Origin of the sequence: Brevibacterium atlanticum (assembly GCF_011617245.1) — a bacterium.
GTDB classification, from domain to species: Bacteria; Actinomycetota; Actinomycetes; order Actinomycetales; family Brevibacteriaceae; genus Brevibacterium; species Brevibacterium atlanticum.
Map to the genome: position 1 here is coordinate 1,961,764 of NZ_CP050152.1, position 24,362 is coordinate 1,986,125.

Below are 24,362 nucleotides of genomic sequence, written 5' to 3' on the forward strand. Positions count from 1 at the left end.
GATCAGAGGTCGCCGACGGCCACCTGTTCATCAGCCAGACGCTCGGCGGAGACTTCCTTGCCGATGAGCGCGCGCAGCTCATCGCCGTAGTCCCAGACGTTGACGTTCATCGCCGCGGTCACGATGCCTCCGCGCAGCCAGAACACGATGAACTCGCCGCTGGACTTGTCGCCGCGGATGACGACCTCGTCGTCGGCGCTGCCGAGGCCGACGTACTCCATGCCGAGGTCGAACTGGTCGGTGTAGAAGTACGGCTGCCAGTCCTCGACCTTCGAACCGCCGCTGACCGTCGAGGCGGCGACCTCGGCCTGGCGCACCGCGTTGTCCCAGTGCTCGACTCGAAGTCGTTCGCTCCTGAGGACGTTCTGCGCGTTCGCGATGTCACCGATGGCCAGGATGCTGCCGTCTGAGGTGCGCATCTGCTCGTCGACGATCACGCCGTTGTCGACGGTCAGCCCCGCCGAGGCGGCGAGGTCGACGGAAGGGTCCGCTCCGATGCCGACGACGACGAGATCGGCAGGAACGCTCCCCGCGCTGGTCTCGACGGATTCGACGGCATCGGTCCCGGTGAAGGAGGTCGTATCCGCCTGCTTGAGGAAGTTCACGCCGTTCGACGAATGCAGCTGCTCGAAGTACTCGCCGAGTTCATCACCGAGCACGGAAGCCAGCGGGGGAGCATCGGAATGCAGGATGACCGTGACATCACAGCCCTGGGTCTTCGCTGCCGCGGCCACTTCGAGTCCGATCCAGCCGCCGCCGATGACGGCGACCTTCTTGCCGTCGCCGAACTGCGAACGGATGGCCACCGCATCACCGGCATCGCGGAGAGTGTGGATGTTGCCCAGCTGCGCGCCGGGCACGTCGAGCGAGCGGGGAGTGGAGCCGGTGGCGAGGATCGCCTGTCCGTAGGTGAGCTGTCGATCGTCATCGAGCGTCACCGTCTGGGCCGCCGGATCGATCGCGGTGACAGCGGTGCCGAAGAGCGTGGTCACATCGTGGGCCGAGTACCAGTCTTCGCCGCGCAGCGCCGAGTCGGCAGGATCCGAATTCTCGAGCATCACCTTCTTCGACAGGTCGGGCCGGTAATACGGTGCGGCGGGATCGGCACCGACCAGCGCGATCGAACCGGCGTAGCCGGCGTCCCGCAGCGATTCGACGACGGTACCGCCGCCGATGCCAGCACCGATGATGACGGTTCCGAATTCCTCTGCCATAACACGTCCTTTCGTTGAGGGGACTCAGTCCCGACTGTACTCGGGCAAGCGAACAGTGGCCAGGGAGCCCGGGAGGGTTCGGCCCCAGGTGGGAGCGCGGGTCGGAGGGTGTGGACGTCGTTTTGGTCAGCGCCCGGGTGAAGGCGTAAGCTTATGTTCCGCAAGGGGCTTTAGCTCAGTTGGTAGAGCGTTTCGTTCGCAATGAAAAGGTCAGGGGTTCGATTCCCCTAAGCTCCACAATAGTCCTTGGCGCAAAAAACGGTCCTGGTCTGATCGGCCGGGTGCCGCCGTGGAAGCGGCACGAATACACGTCATCGACAGAGGTGGCCGCGTCAGCTGCGGAGGTGGACCAGCGATGAAGATCCAGACCGGAATCATGTCCGGACTCCTCGGAGCCGCAGGGATCACACACTTCATTCGGCCGAAGCCCTTCGACTCGATCGTGCCTCCTCGTTTGGGCAACCCGCGATTCTGGACCTACGCCAGCGGTGTCGCCGAGGTCGGCTGCTCCGCTCTCCTGGCAGTGCCTGCCACTCGGCGACTCGGAGGAATGGCCTCAGCAGCACTGATGGTCGGGGTGTTCCCTGCCAATATCTATACCGTGGTCAAACACTGGGACGAACCCAGGGCCCGCGCCATCGCGATCGCTCGGCTGCCGCTGCAGATCCCGCTGGTGTGGATGTCGGTGAGTGCGGCCACCGAGGACTGAGGTTCGGTGCCGTCCACCGGTGTGCACCGCGGTTCGTTGCGGGCTTCGCAATCAGGGTTCCGAATCGGCCTCTGAGATGTACTCGCCTCCGCGGTCAACGCCGAGAGTAGCAACAAGATCCTCGTGCAGCTCGAACCAGACGCGGTGGCAGGAATCCCGGTCGGTCTTGTCGATCAAGTCGAGTTCACCGGATTTCGCTCGGGTCAGTGCAGACTCGAATCGGGACGCATAGTCGGCGAATCTCGGCAGGATCTCGGTCAGACGTTCGTTCTGCGCAGCGAGGAGCACATTGAGCGTCGTGAGTTCGTCGAGAATACGTGCGTCCCAAACGCCGTCGGCATGGTCGTTGGGCGCGAACCTGTCTGCCTGGCTCGGCCTGATCTGCCAGTCAGTGACTGCCTTGAGAAGACGAGCGTTGAGCGGCAGGAACGCGCGGTAGACATCCTGCACGATGCCATTCGGATCTGCGTCCTGACGTTCTGTCGCGAGCAGTCGTTCGTTCTCGACCCTGCCCGCATCAGTGAGTGACCAACCGCCGAGGTCGGCGAACTCGGCGTGCTGCACCCAGCCTTTGCGTTCCGCGACGCTGAGCACACGGATCACCTCCGAGTCCCGGGCCCCTGCGCGCTGCGCGACAGCGTCGAAGTCGGCGAATCCCAAAAGTCGGACGGCGTGAAGAACCATGAGATCAGGTGAGGACAGTCGAGTCATGGTCGGGTGTCCTGCTTCGCGCTGAGCCGGCTCACGTATTGCTGGCAGGCCTGCGGAGACCGAAATCCCATGGCCTCGGCGATCTGCGCCCATGTCAGCCCATCGGCGCGAGCGGCGAACAGCAGACCGATCTCCACGCTCTCGGCCTCGGCACGAGCGGTCGGCAGGAGTGACAACGCGCCGAGCAGTTCATTCTGGGTCAGTTCGGACGATCGCCAGAGGGCGTACTGCGTCAGATCGGCGGCGGTCGGCGAGCCGCCGGGGTAGTGCTGCCAGGGGCGCGGCTCCAGCTGATCTGCTCCTTTGTCGAGAAGGAGTCCGCGAGCGTCCGGCTGTGGTGAATTCGCCCGACGGTCGGTGTTTCCACTCGGGTTGGGGGCGTGTTTGCTATCCATGACAGACATCCTCATACTGTCAACATAATGTTGTCAACAATCGATTGATGGGTGATGTGATGCTGACCGACCTCGCTGAGGCGATGCAGAGGGACTCGGGCGGCAAAGCGGCCGCACTCGGAGCGCTTCTGCGTGCAGGATTCTCTGTGCCTGACGGATTCGTTGTCTCCAGCCGCGGACAGGCAGTCGGTCCGATGGCAGAGAGCGCGTTGTGCGACTCGACTGCGCACGCATTGGAGAGACTGGGAGATCCCGTCGTGGCAGTCCGGTCCTCGGCACTCGACGAAGACACTGCGGCGGCGTCGGCCGCAGGACAGTACGACAGCATCATCGGCGTGAAGGGGCCAGATGAGGTCTGCCGGGCGATCGCGGCATGCAGAGACTCCGCGCACTCCCCGCGCGCAGTCGACTATCGGTCTCGCACCGGGCACCAGACCCATCGTTCGGCGGAGATGGCAGTGATCATTCAGCCCGTGATCGAGGCGGAAGTGTCCGGGGTGCTCTTCACTCCGCGTGCGCCCGGAGAACGCACCCGGATCGAAGCATCGTGGGGGCTCGGTCTGTCCGTCGTGGCGGGATCGGTCACTCCTGATGCGTATGAGGCCTGGTCGGACGGATCGATCGTCTTCTCAGTCGGGAGCAAACGGACGCGAATCGACCTGGATCATGAGCGGGGGAGTACTATCACCACTGCTGTGGACACCGATAGACAAGAAGCGAGGACTCTCGACGACGACACTGCCGTCGCGCTGGCTGAACTCGGCGATCGGATCGCCGAAGTGTTCGGAGAGCCGCAGGACGTCGAGTGGGCCATCGCGGACGGAACAGTCTGGATCCTGCAATCCCGCCCGATCACCGCAGTTCTTCCGGCGACAAGACCCCTCACCGCGCCCGAACAGGCAAACACCCTGAGTGGTACTCCCGGCTCGCACGGAACAGTCACAGCCGAGGCGCGGGTCGTTCGAGGTCCGTCTGACTTCGCCTCGGTGCGGCGTGGCGATGTCGTGGTGTGCCCCTCCACCGACCCGGCGTGGACCCCTCTCTTCGGCATCGCGGCCGGCGTCGTCACAGAGACCGGCGGGGTGCTCAGCCATGCCGCGATCGTCGCGCGCGAATACGGCATACCGGCCGTTCTCGGCGTCACCGATGCGACCCAACGCATCGCCGACGGTGATCGGATCACGATGAACGGCTCGTCCGGAACCGTCAGCTTCACCAGCGGCGGGACTATTGCACACGCCATCCGTCCGTGACATATTCGTTGAATGGACGGGACTTCTCCGTACGATGCCCGGGCACTGTCGGGCCTCCACTTCTCAGCGGCGACTGCCGCCTTCCAGACCGAAGGAGCTCGCACTGCCGAGGGTCGCGGTCGCAGCATCTGGGATGACTTCGTCGACATCCCTGGGAATGTCAGCGATGGCAGCACCGCCGAGCCGGGTCCCGACAGCTATCACCGCGTCCATGAGGACATCGCCCTGCTGTCCGACCTCGGTGTCGATCGCTACCGCTTCTCGATCTCCTGGACCCGTATCATCCCCGACGCCGGCACGAACGGATCGGTCAACGACACCGGTCTCGACTACTACGACCGCCTCGTCGACGGTCTCCTGGCCGCCGGCATCACACCGGAACCGACGCTCTATCACTGGGATCTTCCTGTCGCCCTCGAAGCGGACGGCGGCTGGCTGAATCGGGACACAGCTCACTACTTCGCCGACTATGCCGCGGTCGTGGCCGGCCGCCTCGGCGACCGTGTACGGCACTGGTTTACGATCAACGAACCCGCTTCGACCTCCCTGCAGGGCTACGCGCTGGGGGAGCTGGCCCCGGGGCGGACCCTCCTCTTCGACGCCCTGCCCACCGTCCACCATCAGCTCCTTGCCCACGGGCTCGTCGCTCCGATGCTGCGCGAACACGGTGCTGTGCAGGCCGCACCGACGCTCAATCACAGCCTCATCATTCCCGCATCTGAGACGGAAGCCGACCTCCGCGCAGCCGGTCTGCTCGACGCGATCATGAATCGGCTCTTCACCGACCCGCTGCTGTTGGGCGAGTATCCAGACCTCAGTGCCTTCGGCGTCGAGATGCCGGTCGTGGACGGGGATATGGGCCTCATCTGCGCCCCGAACGAGGTCTACGGGTTCAACTACTACAACCCGATCACGGTGCGTGCCGCCGACGGGGTCCCGCCCTTCGAGATGGTGCCCACTCCGGAAGCCGCGACCACCGGATTCGGTCCGATGTGGCCGATCCGACCCGATACGATGCGCGACTTCCTCATCGACATGGACCGCCGCTACGGCACACAGCTGCCGCCGATCATCATCAGCGAGAACGGTGCATCGTTTCCTGAGCCCGAGACCACGACGACCGAGATCGTTGACACCGAACGCATCGACTACCTGCGCACCCACCTCGGCGCCGTGCTCGAAGCCATCGAAGCCGGCGTCCGCATCGACGGCTACACGGTGTGGTCGCTGCTGGACAACTTCGAATGGGCCGACGGGTGGACCCAGCGCTTCGGACTCGTCCACGTCGATATGGATACCGGGACCCGCACCCCGAAGGCCTCGTACCGCTGGTATCGGGATCTCATCACCGCGGCACGCGCATGAGCGACCACCTTCGCCGAGGCGGCACCGCACCAAGCGCGCGCGTGACCCGGATGTGGATGGTGTGGTTCACTCTCGCCTGGCTGGCCATCTGGACAGTGCAGCTCACCCCGGTTCAGCTGCTGCTGCCGCTGCAGCTCGACACCCAGAGCGGGCACTGGATCGACGGAGTCGTGTGGTCGGGGCTGGTGCTCTCGGTCGGCGGGCTGGCCGGGATCATCGTCGCCCCACTGGCCGGCCGGTTCTCGGACCGGACACGTTCACGGTTCGGCAGGCGCCGACCCTGGGCGATCGGCGGCTCGATCCTCGCCGCGATCGGCCTCTTGATCACGGGTGCTGCCGACGGTCCCGCACTCGTCGGGGCTGCTTGGGTAGTCACCTCGGTGGGAGTGTCCGTGGCGTCGGCGGCACTGACCGCCCTCATCGCCGATCAGCTCGATGACCAACGTGGAGCGGCATCGGCCGCCGCGAGTTCGGCGCAGGCGGTCGGCATCGTCGTCGGTGTCGGAGCGATCGTTCTGCTCGGGCTGAGCACCGCCGCATCATATGTGGTGCTGGCCGGCTTCATCCTCGTCGTCGGCTCGGCCACAGCCGTGCTGCTGCCGGATCCGCGTCCGCCGCATCAGGCGGTCATCGCTCTGCGGGAACGCCGTGAGCTCACCCGCGCCCGCATCTCCTCCCTCGTCGATCCCAGCTTCACACGGCTGCTGGTCAGCAGGTTCATCGTCAACGTCGGCAATGCCTTCGGCACATCTCTGCTGCTGTTCTTCCTGCTCTACGGGATCATCGTCCCTGCCGCCGAGGCGGAGGACAGACTGCTCATCCTCATCGTCATCTACACGATCTTCGTCGTCCTCGCCTCGATCGTCGTCGGCATGATCACCGACCGATCGGGCGACAGACGAACGTGGACGATGGTCGCGGCACTCGTGCAGGCCGCCTCGGGGGTGATCATCCTCATCAGCCCGGACTTCACCGCCACCGCGGTCGCGGCCGGCGTGATGGGTGCCGGGTACGGGGCCTATATGGCAGTCAGTCTGGCTCTGGCCACGGATCTGCTGCTCGACCCGGACGACCACGCCCGCGATCTCAGCCTCGTCAACAGTGCTGCCAACCTCGGACAGCTGATCGGACCGCTTGTGGGTGCCGGTCTCGTCGCCTTGGTCGGAGGGTTCTGGCTGCTGTTCCTGGCAGCGACCGTAGTCTCGATCCTCGGCGCCGGTCTGACACTGTCGGTACATCCGCGGCGAGCGCGCATCGCAGCCCCTGCTGGGGAGTGAGCGACTGGCGATTTCCGTCGGCTCAGGAGAGGCCGATGAGCTTCCCGCTCTTCGACAGCTCCGGGTCAGTGCACGAGGACAGGTCGAAGCAGCATGGACGGCGCTTGCCGTTCTCCAATTTCGAGATCGCGACCTCCACGCGACGGGCACGCGTGTCCGCGTTTCTCGTCGCCTTGATCCACCGCACCCATTCCCAGCGGGCCATGGGCGTGAGGCTCTGCCACACCTCGTCGAGATCGCCGGCCGCTTCGAGCGCGGACGCGAAGTCGTCGGGGACCGTGACCTCCGGCCATTCCTTGGACGGGGTGACGGTGACGTCGACAGCTGTGTCTTCGGCCTCGCCGAGGTGGGTCCACAGGTCATCGTCGAGACTGATCCAATGGCCCTTCCGGCCATCGGGTTCGAGGACCGTGGAGAAGTCGGTACCCGCGACCTGGCCGGTGACGGCGACCTGTCCCCGAGAAGGCAGCTCATCGCTGGCGTCCTGCGGCAGGCGCAGGATCGGACGGTCATTCAGCACCTCGGCGGTCGCCGAGAAACTGATCGTCTTTGCTGGAGCAGCAGTGCGAGACATCGGTGATCCTTCTGATGAGTGCCGACCCACGATCGCCCGCGGGTCAGCCGGTCGGAGCGTCGTATTCAGAATAGCGGTTCGAGCTCCGATCGACTTCTCGATTCCTGACCGGTAGGGAGGGGCCACCGGAGCGCTCGGTCATCATCCGATGGAGCGGCCCACCCAGTCGGGACGGGACAGGACGATCGCCGCGATCCGCTCGGCGATGGCGGTGGGGAACGGAACCACTCGGTCAGCGTCCTGGTCGACGTGGAGAGCCATGATCTCCTCCGTGGCGACGAGCCGATCATCGACCGACATCTCATACGCCAGGTGCAGCTTCTTCTCACCAGCGGTGACTAGGTGTGCGGTGACGGTGAGTCGCGAGCCGAGGGCCACCTCGTCGAGGTAGCGGATATGCGACTCGACGGTATAAAGGGAAGCATGGGTCGCTGTCCGGTACGCCGCGTCGAGGCCGAGCTGATCCATCACCTGATCGGTGGCGAACCCGAAGACGAGGACGTAGAAGGTCTCGGACATGTGCCCGTTGTAGTCGATCCACTCGGGCACCACCTCGGTGGTGTAGTCATCGAGCCACGCGGATGCGACCGGTGCCGTCGCCGCCGGCGGGGTGCCTGCCGGATCCGCCGCCCCTGCAGGTTCCACCGCCTCGGCAGATATCGCATCCCGAGCTTCGGTTCGTTGCGTGGTCGGGTCTTCGGCGAGCTCGGCGGTGAGCCGGCGCAGGGCGATGATCCCGGCGTCGCGATGGGCGACGAGCTCGGGAATCGTTCGCTCTCCGGCTTCGACATCGCATCCTGCCACGACGTCGTCGCGCAGCGCCTGACTGAGCTCTGGTGCCGTCAGCCTGGTCCACGGCGACTTCAGCGAGGGACCGAAATGGTCGAGCATATGTGCCATTCCGCCTTCGCCCCCGGCGAGGTGGAACGTGAGCATCGGTCCCTGGAAGGGCCAGCGCAGACCAGGGCCGTCGGTGATCGAGCGGTCGATCTGTTCGACGGTGGCCTCACCGTGCTCCACCATGTGCAGCGCTTCGCGCCATTGTGCCTCTTGGAGGCGGTTGGCGATGAACCCGGGGACCTCCCGGTCCATGCGGATGACGGACTTGCCGATGTGCGAATAGAATCCGGCGGCCCAGTCGACGGCTGTGGCAGAACTCTGCTCGCCTCCGACGACCTCGACGAGGGGAATGAGGTAGGGCGGGTTGAACGGGTGGCCGACGACGAGACGCTCCGAGTGGACCGCCTCGGTGGCCATCTCGGTCATGCTGTAGCCCGAGGTGGACGAACCGATGACGACGCTCGGGTCGCAGACGGCGTCGATCTGGGCCAGGAGTCCGCGCTTGAGTGCCAGGTCCTCCGGTGCGGACTCCTGGACGAAGCCGGTGCCCGCGACCGCCTCGGCGAGGTCGGTGTGGATCGACCAGGCGGTGGGATCGGCGCCGGCGACCATGTCGAGTTCGGCCAGCGCCGGCCAGGCCGCGTCGAGGAGGCGGGAGAACTTCTCTGCGGCGTCGGGGGCCGGATCCCAGATCTTCACCCGGTACCCCTGGGCGAGGAAGTACGCTGCCCATCCGCCGCCGATCGTGCCGGCGCCGATGCAGGTGACGGTGGTGATCGCGGCGAAGTCCGGAAAGACTGCGGATTCTGGAGGGACTGCGGCGTCGATGGTATCGGGTGCGGTGGATTCGGTCATAGATCGGCTCCCGTGATGGTCGGGGTCTGCACGCGCAGATCGAGGATCTCGCGCGCCTGATCAGGTGTGGCGACGGACGCGCCGAGGCTGTTGATGATCGCCACGGCCCGGGCCGTGAGGTCGGCGTTCGTGGCCTTGACTCCCTTGGACAGGTAGAGGTTGTCCTCGAGCCCGACGCGGGCGTGCCCGCCGGCGAGCACCGACCGAGCGACCCACGGCAGCTGATTGGCGCCGATGGCGAAGGAGGTGAACTCGGTGCCCTTCGGCAGCATATTCACCATCGCCGCGAGCAGGCCGGGGTCGGCGGGTGCGCCGTAGGGAATGCCCATACACAGTTGGTACAGCGGTGGAGCGTCGATGAGCCCTTCCTCGACGAGGACGTTCGCGAACCACAGGTTGCCGGTGTCGAAGATCTCGAGCTCCGGCCGCACCCCGAGGGTCTGGATCCGCTTCGATCCTTCGCGGAGCATGTCGGGGGTGGAGACGTAGATATTCGATCCCTCGCCGAAGTTGAGGGTGCCGCAGTCGATCGTGCAGATCTCGGGGAGCAGTTCTTCGACGTGGGGGAGGCGGTCGAGGGCGTTGATGAGGTCGGTGCCCGGCATCGTCGTCAGCGGATCCTGCGGGTCGACGACGAGGTCGCCGCCCATCCCGGCAGTGAGGTTGATGACCGGGTCGACGTCGGAGGCACGGATCCGGCGGACGACCTCCCGGTAGTAGGCGATCTCCCGTGAGCCCTGTTTGGTCTCGAGGTCGCGGACGTGGATGTGGACGACCGAGGCGCCGGCGCGGGCCGCGGCGATTGCGTCGTTCGCGATCTGTTCCGGGGTGACCGGAACGTGTTCGCTCTTGCCCGTGGTGTCGCCGGCTCCCGTGACGGCGCAGGTGAGAATGACTGTGCGGTTCATGATGGCTCCTCTGTTCGTGGTTCTGGTTGTGCCGTTGCTGTCTGCTGCTTTGCTGTCTGTGACTCTGGTCGGGACGTGCGGATGATGGCGCGGTCGAGGTAGGACTGCAGACGAGTGGTGAAGGTCGCGGTGTCCATGACACCGGTGAGAACCTTGATGCCGAGCCCGTCGAGCAGAGAGGTCAGCTCATCGGCCATCGCACGAGCGTCGCCGGATCGGAAGCAGCCGAGCCTCTGGCCCTCCTCGAGGGTGGTCTGCACGGTCTGCGACCAACGCTCATAGCTGCGGGGATAGTCGGACAGGGAAGTGTCCGTCAGTGACAGGCGAGCCCAGGTCTGGAGCCAGATCGACCATTCGCCGCGCGACTCCCGCCCGAGCGGTGACTGCAGCTCGAGCAGTCGTGCCAGCCGCTGCGCGGGATCGTCGATGCCGTCGAGCCAGGCGATCTGCCGGTCGAAGGCGAGTTTGACCGAATGGTCGAGGGCCGCCTCGAAGAGATCGGACTTCGTGGCGAAGTGGTAGTGGATGCTCGGCGCCGAGACTCCCGAGGCCTCGGCGATGTCGGAGATGCGCACGGCATCGAAACCGTGCCGGCCGAACAGCGTCCAGGCCGCCTGAGCGATGTCGCGTTTCGGTGCGGCCTCCTCGTCGGAGTCGAGGACGGCGCGGCTCGGCGGTGGGGCCGACACCCGTGACTCGTCACCGAGCAGCCACCGCACGGTCACGCCGGTCGCGGTGGCCAGGCCCAGCAGCTCGTCGGCGGTGAACCGGCGTCTCCCCGACAGCGCCTTCGACAGCTTCGTCTCATCGATGCCGATCGCCTCGGCGACGCGGCGCTGGGAGAGCCCGGCACCGGTGATGGCTTCCTTGGCCCGGCTCGGTGTCGACCCGGGAGGGTGGTCGGCGCTCATACGGCGAATGTACCCGAGCACACCGACAGATCGCAAGGAGATATGACTGATAATCAGAACTTGCGATTGGTTGAGGCATGCCTCGCAAACGTCTCGGTTGCCGATAGTCTCGTACTCGGAGGGCGATCCCCATCGCCATCATCAGCCTTCGAGGAGTTCCCATGACCGACAGTCTTCATTCCCGCATGCACGTCGTCTCCGATGAGACCCGCAACCTGGTCAATCTGGTCCTCGAATACTCCCGACGTCGCACCCTGGCCGAGGACACTCCGCTCGATCACCCGACCTCGGAGGCGGAGCTGCGCAGACTGGCCGGTCCCACCGTGACCGAGGAGGGGCTCGGATCGGCCCGAGCATTGGCGATCTTCGAGCATATCTTCGCCCCCGCGTGCATCTCGACCGACCACCCGAAGTATCTGTCGTTCATCCCCAGCGCGCCGACGAAGGCCGCCGTCGCCTTCGACCTCGTCGTCTCCGCCAGTGCACTCTACGGCGGGTCGTGGCTCGAGGGCGCCGGCGTCGTCCATGCGGAGAACGAGGTGCTGCGCTGGCTGGCCGGTGAGTTCGACCTGCCCGAGACCGCTGGGGGTGTCTTCGTCCAAGGCGGAACGATCGGCAACCTCTCCGCGCTCGTGGCCGCACGCAACGCGCAGAAGGAGAAGCTCGGTGCCTCCCGTCCGGGACGATGGGTGATCGTCTGCAGTGCCGAGGCCCACTCATCGATCACCTCGGCGGCGGAGGTGATGGATGTCGACATCGCTCCCGTGCCCACCGGGGAGGACGGAATCCTGCGCCCGGACGGGGTGCGTGATGCGCTGAACGAGCACGGCGATGCCGTGATCGCGGTGGTGGCCACCTCGGGGACGACGAACTTCGGCACGATCGATGACATCGCCGGAATCGCGGCACTCAAGGACGAGTTCGACTTCTGGCTGCACATCGACGGCGCCTATGGTCTCGCTGCGATGCTGGCCCCACAGGCCCGGCACAAGTTCACCGGCGTCGAAGCGGCCGATTCGCTCATCGTCGATCCCCACAAATGGCTCTTCGCCCCCTTCGATGCGTGCGCCCTGATCTACCGTGACCCGAATGCGGGGCGGCGAGCGCATACGCAGAAGGCCGAATACCTCGACACGCTCACCGAGGCCCAGGAGTGGAGTCCCTCGGACTTCGCCATCCAACTGACGAGGCGTCCGCGCGGGCTGCCGCTGTGGTACTCGCTGGCGAGCTATGGTGCCGAGACCTACCGTGAGGCGATCGGACACTCGATCGACCTGGCCATGCAGATCGCCACGGAGATCCGGAAGCGCGAACACCTGCGCCTGGTGCGCGAACCCGAACTCTCCGTCGTCGTCTTCGAACGCGACGGATGGACGCGGGCGGACTATGAGGCCTGGTCGGACCGACTGCTCAACGACCAGCGGGCGTTCGTCGTGCCGAGCTCACATGCGGGGCGCCCGAACGCGCGGTTCGCGATCGTCAACCCACTGACGACGTTCGATGACCTCGTCGACATCCTCGACACCATGGAGTGACGGTCTCGCTCAGTCACTCTGGGTCGGGGTTTCGGCCGGCTGCGGGCGCAGGGCGACGGTGAAGAACGGCAGGAGGGCCTGAGTGACCGGCCCGATGCTCAGCGCGTAGAGCGCCGTGCCGATGCCGATGACCCCGCCGAGTGCCCAACCGAGGGCGACGACGCTGACCTCTATGACGGTGCGTACGAGTCGGATCGAGCGCCCGGTGACGCGGGAGAGTCCGGTCATCAGTCCATCTCGCGGCCCCGGTCCGAACTGGGAGCCGATGTACATCGCCGAAGCGACACCGTTGAGACCGACCCCTGCGACCATGTACGCGATCTGCCAGCCGAGTCCCTGCGGATGCGGGAGGAAGAGGAGCGTGAGGTCGAGTGCCGGGCCGATCGACAGTGCGTTGAGAACGGTGCCCAGCCCCGGCATCTGCTTGAGCGGGATCCAGGCGAGCAGCACCATCACCGAGGTGATCGTCACGATCGTGCCGAAGGTCAGCGGGACATGCGCCAGGAGCCCGGAGTGCAGAACATCCCAGGGAATCATGCCGAGACCGGCGAGGACGACCATCGCCATCGACGCCCCGTAGAGGTAGAGGCCGATGAGCAGTTGGGGGAGTCGCCGTGCGAGCCGTCCGCCTCTGAGCTGGCTGAGGGGGCCGACATTGGCGAGTTCCCGGCGTGGGGAGCGGGACCGTGGCATGGTTCTCTTTCGTGAGGAGGTGACTGTCGTTCCCATTCTCACCTCGATTGGCCTTGCAAAGAATAGCCAATTGTCAGAAAGTGGTCCCATGACGACGATGAGCGCGCGGCGACTGGCAGGAATCATCGGCAACGGGCCCTGGGCGAGCCCCGCCAACGAATCCGTCGCCGAGGCGGTCGTGCGCGCCATCGGCGACGGTCGGGTGCCGGTGGGCATCCGACTGCCCAGCGAGCGCGAGCTCGCCGCCGGAATCGGCGTGTCGCGGACGACGACCGCTCGCGTGTACGCGCGGCTGCGTGAGCACGGCTTCATCCGCACCCGCCGCGGTTCCGGCAGCATCGTGGAGATTCCCGCTGTGCCCGGCGGCCGGATCGATCACCTGCTCTCACCCGTCGGACCCGACGAGGGTCTCATCGATCTCACCTGCACAGCGACCACCGCCCCGGCCCGAGTGCGCGAGGCATTCGCCGCCGCGCTGGACGCCCTTCCCGCCTACCTGCCGGGAACCGGCTACTATCCCTCGGGCATCCCCGCACTCCGGGAGCTCGTCGCCGACCGCTTCACCGCCCGCGGGGCACCGACGTACCCTGACCAGATCCTCATCACCGCCGGTGCCCTGGGAGGTGCGGCCGTGGGCCTGCGGGCACTGCTGACGTCGCCTGCCCGCGTGCTCATCGAAAGCCCGAGCTACCCGAATGCGATCGCGACGATCGAGGCCGCGGGCGGCCGGGGTGTGTCCTATCCCCTCGAGATCGACAGTGCCGGACGGCATTTCTGGGACACCTCGGCGATGGGGGAGGTGATGCGGGCGAACCGGGTGCGTTCGGCCTATCTCATCCCCGACTACCACAATCCCACCGGTGCGCTCCTGCCCGAGGCACAGCGATCCGCCCTGGCCGCAGAGCTCGAGCGCAATGCGGTTGTGCCGGTGATCGACGAATCACTCGTCGAACTCGGCCTCGATGACACCCCGGCCCCGACGCCGCTGGCGGCTCTCGTTCCCGACTCGATCACCGTCGGCAGCACGAGCAAGATCTTCTGGGGCGGTCTGCGGATCGGATGGATGCGCATTCCCCGGCACCGCTTCGACGCGGTGGCCTCAGCGCGCCTCGCCCTCGACCTCGGTGCTCCCGTGATCGAACAGCTCGCCGCTGTGGAACTGCTGCGCGATCACGATGCGATCGTCGGCGACTTTCGACGGCGGCTGCGCGATGCGCGCGACCGACTCGCAGCCGCCGTGCGCGCCCACTGCCCGGATTGGCAGGTCGTCGTCCCCTCGGGCGGGATGGCGCTGTGGGTGCGTCTGCCCGAAGAGCGGTCGGGCGCGCTCACCGCCGCGGCCGCTCGGCACGGGCTTGCTCTGGTCTCGGGACCGAACTTCGCTCCGGCAGGAGGGCTCGACGGGTGGATCAGGCTGCCCTACACGGTTGCCGAGCATGAACTCGACCAGGTGGCTCCGCGACTGGCCGCCGCCTGGCAGGACGCGCTCGAACGCCGCGCGCCGCAGCGGCAGGAGCGTGCCCGCATCGTCGCGTGAGTTCAGCACAGACGCACGCCGTCCGCGACGATCTGCGAGGCGGTCCGCGGGACGGAACGCAGGGGCAGTCCGCAGACCGGGCGCCGAGAGCGAGCCTGCCGAGTCTGCGTACGATGAGAACATGGCAGAGAACAACGGTCTCACTCACGATGAGCAGTACTCGACGGCGGTGACCGTCGAGGACTTCCGCGACAACCTCGCCGAGGTGGAACGTCGCATTTCGGCTGCCGCGCAGCGGGCCGGTCGCGACCGGCAGGAGATCGAACTGCTGCCGGTGAGCAAGACGGTGCCCCAGGAGCGCATCCGCGCAGCGGTCGCGGCCGGGTGTCACAAGCTGGGAGAGAACAAGGTCCAAGAGGCCCATCGCAAGTCCGAGGAGATGGCCGATCTCGACATCGACTGGGCCGTGATCGGCCATCTGCAGTCGAACAAAGCCAAGGACGTCAAGATGTTCGCGAGTGAATTCCACGCCCTCGACCGGATCAAGGTCGCCCGCGCTCTCGACCGTCGCCTCGAAAGTGAGGGACGCAGCCTTGACGTGTACGTGCAGGTCAACACGTCCGCCGAAGACTCGAAGTTCGGGATGCTTCCCGAAGAGGGCGCGGACTGCGTGCGAGTCGGTCAGGCGATCTTCGGCAGGCGCTCTCTGCCCGATTCGGACTTTTGGCCGGAGAACGGCTGAGGGCAGCGGTTCGTTGGCCACATCATCGAAGGTCATCTGGTGGGTCGCCGGCCTCGCTCTCGGTCTGGTGGCCGGGTCGGTCGTGCCCGGGGTCGGGCCGGCAGCGGAATGGGCACTGACGCCCTGCCTCATCGTGTTGCTCTTCCTCACTTTCCTCGATCTTCCGTTCGAAGGGGCGGTGAAGGCGTTCGGGGACCTGCGTTTCCTGGCGGCGGTGGTGGGCGCGAATTTCCTCGTTGTGCCTCTCGTTGTGGCGGGACTGGTCACGGTCGTCGACCTCGGTGACCTCGTCGATTTCCCCGAACCGATGCTGTTGGCCGTGCTCGTCGTGCTGCTGTGTCCCTGCATCGACTACGTCATCGTCTTCACTCGCGCCGTCGACGGCAGGGCTGAGAAGCTGCTCGCCCTCACTCCTGTCCTCATGATCGCCCAGCTTCTCGTCCTGCCGGTGAGCATCTGGGCGATCACCGGGGGCAGGCTGAGCGCCGCACTGCCGGTGGGTCCGCTGGTCTCAGCGCTCATGCTCTTCATCATCATCCCGCTCCTCGCCGCGATCGTCGTTCGTCTGGCGGCACGACGGTCGGGGCGTGTGCAGAGTGGCGTGGATGCGGCCTCGTCACTGGTGGACCTCGTGATGACGCTGACCCTGCTGGTCATCGCCGCCTCGGTGGCTCCGCTGATCGGCGGCTCGATGAGCCACCTCGGCGGCGTTGTCCTCGTCTTCGTGGTCTTCGCGGTGATCATGGTCGGCCTCGGGTGGGTGGTGGCGCGCTGGATGCGACTCGAGGCCGGTTCCTCACGGGCGGTGGTGTTGTCGGCGGTGACGAGGAATTCTCTCGTCGTGCTGCCGATCGTGCGCGCCGCGACCGGCGACGGCATCGGCCCGGCCGCAGTGGTCGCGCAGACGTTGGTCGAGGTCCTCTTCCTCCTCGTCCTCACCCGGTTCCTGCCGAAACTCATCCCGGATACTGCGGTGTCCGAAAACCGCTAGTATTCGTGGTCGGCAGAGACCAGAATGGGACCATGCTCACCACCGACCAGTGCTATCAGGCGGTCACCTCTCGTGACAGACGCTTCGACGGAATGTTCTTCACGGCGGTGCGCACGACCGGCATCTTCTGCCGCCCGTCCTGTCCTGCCAGAACCCCACGACGGGAGAACGTCGACTTCTTCAGAAGCGCCGCGGCCGCCGCCGAAGCCGGCTTCCGCGCCTGCCGGCGCTGTCTGCCCGACGCCAGCCCGAACTCGCCGGAGTGGGACACCCGCGGCGATGTCGTCGCCCGCGCGGTGCGGCTCATCCGTGACGGCTGCATCGACCGGGTCGGAGTCGACGGCCTCGCCGCTGAACTCGGCTACAGTGCCCGCCAGCTCGGCCGACTGATGCGTGAGGAACTCGGTGCCGGACCGCTGGCGTTGGCGCGGACCGAACGTGTGCGCACTGCCCGGACCCTCATCGAATCCACAGCGCTGCCGATGAGCGAGATCGCCTTCGCGTCGGGATTCTCGAGCATCCGACAGTTCAACGACACCGTCCGGGACGTGTACTCGGCGAACCCCCGGCAGCTGCGGGGCGCGAGTGCGTCCGGTGCCGCAGCGTCGGAGCTCGTGCTTCGGCTGGCTTATCGCCCGCCGCTCGATCTCGACCACCTCCTCGACTATCTCAGCGTGCGTGCGGTGCCCGGAGTCGAATCCGTCGCAGACGGAGCCTATACGCGGTCGATGCGTCTGGCCCACGGGCCGGCGGTCGTCACGCTGAGTCAGGGGACAGGCGACTACATCGACTGCCGACTCCGCCTGGCCGACACCCGGGATCTGGGAAGTGCGGCAGCGCGGTCTCGGCGGATCCTCGATCTCGATGCCGATCCCACAGCGGTTTCCGCCACATTGCGCGCAGCGGGCTTGGCCGAGCTGGTCGACCGGCATCCCGGTATCCGCTCACCCGGGCATTCCGATCCGGTGGAGCTGGCCGTTCGTACTGTCTTCGGGCAGCAGATCTCGCTGGCCGCCGCAGGCACCCACCTGGGCCGCCTCGTCGCCGGGACGGGGGAGACGCTTCCAGCGGAGCTGTACGTGAACGGGGTCGATTCGCTCTTCCCCTCTGCCGAGGTGATCGCCGAACTCCCGGACGACCAGTGGGCACTGCCGCAGAAGAGGATCGCCACCATCCGTGGGCTGGCTCGCGCACTGGCCGACGGGGACATCGACCTCGGTGCCGGCTGTGACCGTGAGGACGCCAGTCGTACGCTGCTCGCTGTGCCGGGGATCGGGCCGTGGAGCCTCGGATACATCCGCATGCGTGCCCTCGGGGATCCCGATGTCTTCCTCCACACCGATCTGGGAGTGAAGAAGGCCCTGGCGGGTCTCGATCTCACTGACGAGGTCGAGACGCTTGCGGAACGATCCAGCCCATGGGGGTCCTATCTCACCCATCTGCTGTGGGCCGAACACGCCCGAACTCACACTGCCGAAAGGAACGACCCATGAGGACGACGCCGAGACAGAAGATGCCGACACAGACCGGGCCGAAGGCGCGGGCCGCGTCGTCACCGACCGCTGCGACACATCACGCGCCGGCCCGATTGACCGCTCTCGCAGTCCCGGATCTGACCGCCCGCCAACATCGAACGGTGATCGACTCACCCGTCGGTCCGATCATGCTGACCTCTGACGGCGCGCACCTGACCGGACTGTATCTCGAGGTCACGGACGCGGTTCTGGCGAGGGTGGCAGCCGCTTCCGGCACAGAACCGGAGACGAACGACGACCTGACGGTCTTCGCCGACACCGAGGCGCAGCTGGGGGAGTACTTCGCCGGTCACCGACGAGGATTCGACCTGCCGTTGGCGCCGCACGGGACCGAATTCCAGCGCAGCGTCTGGCAGGGACTGCTGGAGATTCCCTACGGGTCCACGGCGAACTACGGCGAACTGGCCGAAGCCGTGGGTCGGCCCAAGGCCGCGCGGGCCGTGGGTGCCGCAAACGGCAAGAACCCGATCAGCATCATCGTGCCCTGCCACAGGGTCATCGGAGCGAACGGCTCACTGACCGGCTACGCCTGGGGAGAGGACAAGAAACGCCGATTGCTCACCTTAGAATCCCACCCCTGACCCCTCTTACTACCTGACGGCGGCCCAGCAACCTCGCGCGAGGTTGCTGGGCCGCCGTCAGGTAGCAAATGGGGAATGACGAAGGGCCGAGATCCTTTTCGGAACTCGGCCCTTCTGCTGTGGAGGTAAGGGGATTCGAACCCCTTTTGGGCCGGTTTCAGAGAAAATTTGCCAATTATGACGTGCAGAGAAGCCCGAGTTCTCGCAGATCCTTGTAGATCTGTGCGAAATCCAACTGCCGTCTGTGGGGCATGATGCCCCGGGATTTCTGTCGCTTCCAACTGGGTTGAGTGCCAAGTACGTCATCGACTTTTGAACTAGATTTTAGCTACACCTGGCGCTTTCTCCACAGGAGCAGACCGCCGGCAATTGCAGCCGCAGAGAGGGGCAAGGCGATGAAGAGCTTGGCTGCAAGAGTCGTGCCGATTTCTTGACCTGTGTAGATCTTGCCGAGCGCCTCGAACCATTGCTTGAGCGGGTTCCACTCGAGAATATTCTGCATGACCTGCGGGAGCTCGGTGATCGGTACGGCAGCGCCCGAGCCGAAGTACATGACGAAGAACAGGACCGCGGAAATACCCTGGATCGCTCGAGCATCGAAAGGCAGCGAGCCGACGAAGAATCCGATGCAGCTCAGCCAACCGATCATCAAGAAGATGAGTAGCCAGAAGAACGGATTGGCCGCAGTAGGGAGGAGTCCGTGGGCAATTCCGATGACGATCGACACGACCAGCAGACCCAGGATAGAGAGAACCAGCATCGAAAGAACGAGAGCAGTACCGAAGTAGATGAGGGGCAATGGCAACGTCCGGTACCTGATATCCGACCGTCGAGTGCGCAGCTCGGACAGATAGATCGGCAGTCCCATGACGGCGAGATTCGCTACCGCCGTGCCGAGCAGAGCGGGAAAGATCAGGTCGATGTACCGCACCCCTTCATCGACCTGCTGCTCCGCAAACGGAAGCCCGATGAACAGGTAGATCACCAGTGGAAAGGCGAGGCTGAAGAAGACGGCGATCGGCTGGCGCAACAGAAGCAGCAGCTCTTGCAGGAACCATGTTCGAAGAATCGCCGCGCCGGATGCCGCGCGGGGCTGTTGCGAAGGGACAAAGAGGGAATTCTCAGTCGCGGCCATGATCACTCCGTTCTGCTTTGGTGGTGTCCACCATGGTGGCAAAGACATCTTCGAGTCGCACTGCTCCAGTCAGCAGGTCTCGATAGCGGACCTCACCCTGTTCGTACTGATCCTCCAGCGTACGGCTGAGTTGCTTGACCTCCTCGCGCGGCCCGAACACGGACAGCGAATTCGGGGAGCGTCCGACCTCAAGGCCACTGGCCTGCACCACGCGCTCGACTCGTGCATCGGGCGTATCCACGCGCATTCGCCAGTCACCGCCAGCGTGGTCCAGTATCTCGGCCACGGTGCCTGTGTCGGCCACACGGCCGGCCGACATGACAGTCATGCGATCGGCAAAGGCCTCCGCTTCAGCGAGGTCGTGAGTCGAGGTGACGATGGCAGTCCCCGCACTCCGGATCTCGCGGAAGAAACGCCACATCTCCCCTCGTCCATCTGGATCGACACCGCTGGTCGGCTCATCGAGAATCAGCAGTCGTGGGCGGCCTATGCAGGCGATGGCGACATCCAGACGTCGCTGCCATCCTCCTGAGAGCTTGTCGACGGATCTGCCCATATGCGGCCCGAGCCCCATGGCGTCGACCACTGCGTCGACGGGGCCTGGATCCTTGAACAGGCAAGTTTTGGCTTGAATCGCTTCCTTCGCCTTGATTCCGCTCGGAAGTCGTGATTCCTGCAGCTGGACACCAGTCGTCAGTCGAGCGTCGCGGCCACCAGGCTCGAGCTGGCCGCATATTCGCGCACGACCGGAATCCGGACTCCGCAGACCCGACAGGATCTCCAACGATGTGGTCTTGCCCGATCCGTTCGGCCCGACCACGACGAGCACTTCACGGGCGTGAACATCGAGATCGACGGAATCGACTGCAGTCTTCGCGCCGTACCTCTTCGTGACTGAATCAAGCATTCCGACAGGGTGGTCTGTAAAGGTCATGGGGTCACCCTATCGAGAAGACCTGCGCGAATCGATGTATTTCTCCGATCTACGGTAGTTATCTATATCAAGCTTTACCTCACCGTTGACGGCAATTCACGATCCGTTAATCTGAGATGCGCTCCCGGGTTGATCACTGGCAGGCTGCTGGACGCGCGTGAAATGTCGATATCTAATCAAGCATTAAATTAGTTCACCTGTGGTTGAACACATCGCGACATTGCAAGCCGCGCTCAGCTGGAGGTACTCTCACATCGCGTACACCCGGATTCCGGCAGCAACGGCACATTGTTGAGCGGTCGAGCCAGTCCAGAGACCAATGCACGAACGTTACCAGATCCACAGGCATCGTGACGGCAAGTGGATTTGGCTGTTCATCTATAATTAACGATAGCTTGAGAGCTCGATCATAATGGTAGTGAGTAAGTAAGCTCCCAGGTCACAGACTTGGTTGGGCAGCGCCAGTCGTGTTGACGAGAGAATTTGTCTTTCAATTCTACGGTTGAATGGGTTAGCCGCCGTCTATAAAGTGATCGATGCGTAGTTCAAGAGCTGATGTTTACGAACTACGTGCACCACCACAGTGAAACAACTATCAAAGTTAGGAGAGCAATCCAATGCTGAGTTCACTCGGACGAGCAGAAGACAAGCACTTCACCACTGAGAACACAGTTGCCCCTGGCGGCTGGTGCTGCACCTGCTGCTGCTGGTGCAATAACAGCATCTTCTCATTCTGATGCTGTGTGGCTGGGTGGGGTGTAAAAACTCCACCCAGCCACTCTCCAGGGTCGAAGAGAGAGACGATGACATCCAAGACATTTGGAACATGCTGAAAGGACGTTGTTGATGCTTGAGGAACGGGTCATCAACCATTCGCTCCCATGGGCACCGGCTCACAACACAGGTGAACGTGCACGAGGTCTCGAAGAACTACTGACGGTATATAGCCCGTTCGGAGCAATCCGCAACGTGTTGACCTCATTTCGCTCGAGTGTGGGGCCGTACGGTTACCAGGGTTCAGCGACACCGATGTCGCTCGACCATCAGCTGCGTCGGATGCTGGGCATGTCCGGCATATCGGCTGGGTTGGATCGCGACATCTATGGCGGAGGCAAGGGACTGATCTTCGCAGATTCCGTAGCATCGTCCCTCGGAGAGGCAGTCGAGAGAATGCTCGGATCATTCTCGTCGCTGCAGACCGTGGACTCCCGCGATCGAATGACCGCATCCGCCGCGGAGATGCGAGCAGCCGGCCTTCACCATGTTGGCCCCGAGGACTATGACTCGTACTCCGATGAGCAGCTGGACTCCCCCGGATTCCTCTTCGAGAGATGGACGGATGAGACGAGGCTGGTCTGGCATCGCGGACAGAACCTTATCACTGGCGAAGCCCATTGGGTGCCCGCTCAGTTTGTGCACCTGTTCTACATCTCCTCACCGGAGGAGCTTCGCGTGGGCTCGTCGAGCTCCGGAGGGCTTGCCACCCATGTCTCGAGGGACAAGTCACTGGCGCATGGGCTGTTGGAAGTCGTTGAGCGCGATGGGCTGAACGTCGCGTGGTTCTCGAAGGTTCCGCTTTCCGTCGTCGACATCGACACCGACTTCGAGGATCCGCTCATCGACGAATGGCTCGACAGCGCGCGCAGGGTCGGGCTCGACATCACCTTCTACGTCCATCGCATGGACATGCCGGAGTTCTTCGTCGTCACAGCCGCTGGCATCGAGCCGGGGCTGAGCTCGGGTATGTACGTCTCAGGCGGCGGAGTCGGATTGCGACTCGAAGACGCCATCCGAAGCGCGCTGGCTGAGGTCGTGCAGGCCGAGCGCATGGCACGAAGCGCTCAGCTGACTCCTGACTGGGAGCTGACGATGGGTGTGGAGAAGCGATTCGGGATCGAACCGGATGCGGTGCCCTCCGACTTCACGAACTTCATTCAGGTCGTCGACTACTACGGATATCCGCAGAATCAGAGCAAGCTCGACTGGTTCTTCAGGAACCCTGATATGGCGCGCATCAAGCTGAGCGAGAACCAACCGCCGAAGTCACCGAACTCAGAACTGACCGACATCCTCGCTCTGTACGAGAAGCACGGTCTCACACCGATCGCCTTCGATCTGACCCCCAGTGACTTCGACCGGATCAAGACGACGAAGGTCTTCGTGCCCGAACTTGCCCCGGCATTCCCGCCGAACAATCCGCAGCTCGGCCATCGCCGATACCGTGACGTCCCGCAGAAGCTCGGCCTGGTCGATCGTCCATGGACGTTCGATGACATGCCGACCGACCCCCTTCCTTACCCATGATGAATACACATTCGACCTCACAGACGACCGAAACGACTTCCAAGAATCGTCGCTGGAACGCAGGAATCATCCTGATCCTCGTGGCCTTCACTCTCAAGCTCCCGCTCGTCGTGCTGACTGCGGTGTACCCGACCGGAGCAGGCGACATCGTGCCTGACTCAGGTGGAACTGTCGTCAGCGGACTGGGAAACGCCGCATTCCTCCTGTCTGCGGCAGTGCTCGTCTACTTGCGCAGGTGGGTGGGAATGGCTGTGGCAGCTGTGCTGATCATCGGTTCCACGATCGGTGGAATCCAGCTGCTGAACGACGGCTCCACAGTGTGGGGCGCTCTCCAACTCGCGACAAATGCGCTTGCGGCGATAGGCATCGTATGGGCGCTGGTCACGGGTGCGCTCCGCGGCTCTCGCTGGTAATCCGACCGACTTGTCACTGAACAGAGGAAATTCATGTTGAAAACAGAATCGCTGAGTCCGCAGGATCAGCTTGTTATCAATCCCGCCGTCTCGATCATCCGCGGCAGCGATGACGAGATCATGTCTCGATTCGGATCGCGGTCGCGCACGTCCTACCGCATCACGGACACGAATGGGCACGGAGTGCTCGCCGACTTCGTTCGAGCATTCGTGCGCCCAGCCGACCCTACTGAGGTCGCGGCACACTTCGGGATCAGCGATAACACACGAGACGAGTTCATTGAGAAGCTCACTGAGGGCTCCCTCCTCATCGCGCCGGAGCAAGCCCGGTACAGCCAGCTCATCAGTGGTATGCACATCACCCCAGACCGCGATGATCAGATCCTGACCGTCGTCGGCACGGGGCGCATCGCCGAATCCGTCGCCGCGAATCTCACCGATCTCACATCGTCTGAGATCGAGATCAGCCACGACGCCGAAGCAGCATTCGACGAGAGCGATTTCGTCGTCGTGTGCGCTGACCGGCTCGATCAGGCGTTCTTCTATGACGCTGACGAATACGCTCGGGCCTCTGAGACTCCGTGGCACCTGTCGTATCTCGATGGAGCCGAGATCGTCGTCGGTCCGACATTCGTCCCCGGCTCGACGACGAACTACTTCGATCGCGACACTCTGGATGAGTCCGCACGTACTCTGCGGTTTGAGCACCAGTACATGGCGTCGGCCACCCCGGATATCGAAGCTGACGCCGAGATTCCCCTGTTCATCGCGCAGATGGCTGCAGGATGGACGACGGCGGCAGTCGCACAGCACCTTTGGGGACCGGGATCATTCCTCGAAGACCATGTACTGCGCATCGACCTCGAGCGGATGCAGGTCATCCGCGATCGAGTACTTCGCCTGGCCCGAAACCCTGTGACCGTGGGATCGCGACCCGACCTGCGCCATCCGTTCATCTGAGGAGGACCTGTGCGTAGACCAGAAGACCAGCTCAGGCGAATGCTTGAGCA

Annotated in this window: 23 protein-coding genes and 1 tRNA gene; 14 read left to right on the forward strand and 10 right to left on the reverse strand. The window is 64.5% G+C overall.

Going from position 1 to position 24,362, the window contains the following annotated elements:
• Positions 1–2: 2 nt before the first annotated feature.
• A complete protein-coding gene (locus GUY23_RS08705; RefSeq protein ID WP_166971513.1) occupies positions 3–1,214 on the reverse strand; it encodes an NAD(P)/FAD-dependent oxidoreductase in 1,212 nt (403 codons plus the stop codon).
• Between the two features lie 164 nt (positions 1,215–1,378).
• Between GUY23_RS08705 and GUY23_RS08710 the strand changes: the two genes are divergently transcribed.
• Both GUY23_RS08710 and GUY23_RS08715 read left to right on the forward strand, forming a co-directional pair.
• Positions 1,379–1,451: transfer RNA gene (locus GUY23_RS08710), tRNA-Ala, on the forward strand.
• Between the two features lie 118 nt (positions 1,452–1,569).
• The gene (locus GUY23_RS08715) at positions 1,570–1,923 is read left to right on the forward strand and encodes a DoxX family protein (RefSeq protein WP_166971515.1); all 354 of its coding nucleotides are present in this window, start codon (positions 1,570–1,572) and stop codon (positions 1,921–1,923) included.
• 51 nt (positions 1,924–1,974) lie between these two features.
• Here the strand turns inward: GUY23_RS08715 and GUY23_RS08720 are convergent, their stop codons facing one another.
• Complete coding sequence (locus tag GUY23_RS08720; protein ID WP_166971517.1) at positions 1,975–2,634, reverse strand: transcriptional regulator; 660 nt, start codon at positions 2,632–2,634, stop codon at positions 1,975–1,977.
• Entirely contained in the window at positions 2,631–3,029 is a 399-nt protein-coding gene (locus tag GUY23_RS08725) for an RNA polymerase sigma factor sigma-70 region 4 domain-containing protein (protein WP_166971518.1), read from the reverse strand. Before GUY23_RS08725 ends, GUY23_RS08720 begins: the two co-directional genes overlap by 4 nt.
• Before the next feature lie 47 nt (positions 3,030–3,076).
• Between GUY23_RS08725 and GUY23_RS08730 the strand changes: the two genes are divergently transcribed.
• Genes GUY23_RS08730 through GUY23_RS08740 form a run of 3 tightly spaced genes read left to right on the forward strand, consistent with a single transcriptional unit; the run spans position 3,077 to position 6,924 of the window.
• Complete coding sequence (locus tag GUY23_RS08730; protein ID WP_228282809.1) at positions 3,077–4,282, forward strand: PEP/pyruvate-binding domain-containing protein; 1,206 nt, start codon at positions 3,077–3,079, stop codon at positions 4,280–4,282.
• Positions 4,283–4,294: 12 nt separating this feature from the next.
• Positions 4,295–5,647 (forward strand): GH1 family beta-glucosidase, encoded by a 1,353-nt coding sequence (locus GUY23_RS08735; RefSeq protein ID WP_166971520.1) that lies wholly within the window; start codon positions 4,295–4,297, stop codon positions 5,645–5,647.
• Positions 5,644–6,924, forward strand: a complete 1,281-nt coding sequence (locus GUY23_RS08740) for an MFS transporter (RefSeq protein WP_228282810.1) — start codon at positions 5,644–5,646, stop codon at positions 6,922–6,924. The genes GUY23_RS08735 and GUY23_RS08740 overlap by 4 nt, the downstream gene beginning before the upstream one ends.
• Before the next feature lie 22 nt (positions 6,925–6,946).
• Here GUY23_RS08740 and GUY23_RS08745 read toward each other — a convergent pair whose 3' ends face one another.
• The 4 genes from GUY23_RS08745 to GUY23_RS08760 form a co-directional block, all read right to left on the reverse strand.
• Positions 6,947–7,498 (reverse strand): YdeI/OmpD-associated family protein, encoded by a 552-nt coding sequence (locus GUY23_RS08745; protein ID WP_166971521.1) that lies wholly within the window; start codon positions 7,496–7,498, stop codon positions 6,947–6,949.
• A 141-nt stretch (positions 7,499–7,639) separates the two neighbouring features.
• On the reverse strand, positions 7,640–9,193 hold the full coding sequence (locus GUY23_RS08750) for a 3-hydroxyacyl-CoA dehydrogenase NAD-binding domain-containing protein (protein WP_166971523.1): 1,554 nt from the start codon (positions 9,191–9,193) through the stop codon (positions 7,640–7,642).
• Positions 9,190–10,101: a BKACE family enzyme gene (locus GUY23_RS08755; protein ID WP_166971525.1), complete on the reverse strand. Its 912-nt coding sequence runs from the start codon at positions 10,099–10,101 to the stop codon at positions 9,190–9,192. Before GUY23_RS08755 ends, GUY23_RS08750 begins: the two co-directional genes overlap by 4 nt.
• Positions 10,098–11,012: a TetR family transcriptional regulator gene (locus GUY23_RS08760; protein ID WP_166971527.1), complete on the reverse strand. Its 915-nt coding sequence runs from the start codon at positions 11,010–11,012 to the stop codon at positions 10,098–10,100. The genes GUY23_RS08755 and GUY23_RS08760 overlap by 4 nt, the downstream gene beginning before the upstream one ends.
• Before the next feature lie 161 nt (positions 11,013–11,173).
• Here GUY23_RS08760 and GUY23_RS08765 point away from each other — a divergent pair, with 161 nt between their 5' ends.
• Positions 11,174–12,547, forward strand: coding sequence for a pyridoxal phosphate-dependent decarboxylase family protein (locus GUY23_RS08765; RefSeq protein WP_166971529.1), 1,374 nt, complete (start codon positions 11,174–11,176; stop codon positions 12,545–12,547).
• Positions 12,548–12,556: 9 nt separating this feature from the next.
• Here the strand turns inward: GUY23_RS08765 and yczE are convergent, their stop codons facing one another.
• A complete protein-coding gene (gene yczE / locus GUY23_RS08770) occupies positions 12,557–13,240 on the reverse strand; it encodes a membrane protein YczE (protein ID WP_166971531.1) in 684 nt (227 codons plus the stop codon).
• Positions 13,241–13,328: 88 nt separating this feature from the next.
• Between yczE and yczR the strand changes: the two genes are divergently transcribed.
• The 5 genes from yczR (at position 13,329) to GUY23_RS08795 (ending at position 18,566) form a co-directional block, all read left to right on the forward strand.
• Positions 13,329–14,777, forward strand: coding sequence for a MocR-like transcription factor YczR (gene yczR / locus GUY23_RS08775; protein WP_228282811.1), 1,449 nt, complete (start codon positions 13,329–13,331; stop codon positions 14,775–14,777).
• A 121-nt stretch (positions 14,778–14,898) separates the two neighbouring features.
• Positions 14,899–15,459 (forward strand): YggS family pyridoxal phosphate enzyme, encoded by a 561-nt coding sequence (locus tag GUY23_RS08780; RefSeq protein WP_166971533.1) that lies wholly within the window; start codon positions 14,899–14,901, stop codon positions 15,457–15,459.
• Between the two features lie 13 nt (positions 15,460–15,472).
• Complete coding sequence (locus tag GUY23_RS08785; RefSeq protein WP_166971535.1) at positions 15,473–16,450, forward strand: arsenic resistance protein; 978 nt, start codon at positions 15,473–15,475, stop codon at positions 16,448–16,450.
• A gap of 32 nt (positions 16,451–16,482) precedes the next feature.
• Positions 16,483–17,943, forward strand: a complete 1,461-nt coding sequence (locus tag GUY23_RS08790; protein ID WP_166971537.1) for a DNA-3-methyladenine glycosylase 2 family protein — start codon at positions 16,483–16,485, stop codon at positions 17,941–17,943.
• A 143-nt stretch (positions 17,944–18,086) separates the two neighbouring features.
• On the forward strand, positions 18,087–18,566 hold the full coding sequence (locus tag GUY23_RS08795; RefSeq protein WP_228282812.1) for a methylated-DNA--[protein]-cysteine S-methyltransferase: 480 nt from the start codon (positions 18,087–18,089) through the stop codon (positions 18,564–18,566).
• 328 nt (positions 18,567–18,894) lie between these two features.
• On the opposite strand, the gene GUY23_RS08800 is transcribed toward GUY23_RS08795, so the two are convergent.
• Positions 18,895–19,701: an ABC transporter permease gene (locus tag GUY23_RS08800; protein ID WP_166971539.1), complete on the reverse strand. Its 807-nt coding sequence runs from the start codon at positions 19,699–19,701 to the stop codon at positions 18,895–18,897.
• Positions 19,688–20,635 carry an ABC transporter ATP-binding protein gene (locus GUY23_RS08805; protein WP_208085528.1) on the reverse strand — a complete coding sequence of 316 codons (948 nt, stop codon included), beginning with the start codon at positions 20,633–20,635 and terminating at the stop codon, positions 19,688–19,690. The genes GUY23_RS08800 and GUY23_RS08805 overlap by 14 nt, the downstream gene beginning before the upstream one ends.
• 1,029 nt (positions 20,636–21,664) lie before the next feature.
• Between GUY23_RS08805 and GUY23_RS08810 the strand changes: the two genes are divergently transcribed.
• The 3 genes from GUY23_RS08810 to GUY23_RS08820 all read left to right on the forward strand — a co-directional run bounded on the left by GUY23_RS08810 (position 21,665) and on the right by GUY23_RS08820 (position 24,312).
• Complete coding sequence (locus GUY23_RS08810; protein ID WP_166971541.1) at positions 21,665–22,939, forward strand: YcaO-like family protein; 1,275 nt, start codon at positions 21,665–21,667, stop codon at positions 22,937–22,939.
• Positions 22,940–23,019: 80 nt separating this feature from the next.
• Positions 23,020–23,352, forward strand: coding sequence for a hypothetical protein (locus GUY23_RS08815; RefSeq protein WP_166971543.1), 333 nt, complete (start codon positions 23,020–23,022; stop codon positions 23,350–23,352).
• A gap of 33 nt (positions 23,353–23,385) precedes the next feature.
• Positions 23,386–24,312 carry a hypothetical protein gene (locus tag GUY23_RS08820; protein WP_166971545.1) on the forward strand — a complete coding sequence of 309 codons (927 nt, stop codon included), beginning with the start codon at positions 23,386–23,388 and terminating at the stop codon, positions 24,310–24,312.
• Positions 24,313–24,362: the final 50 nt, after the last annotated feature.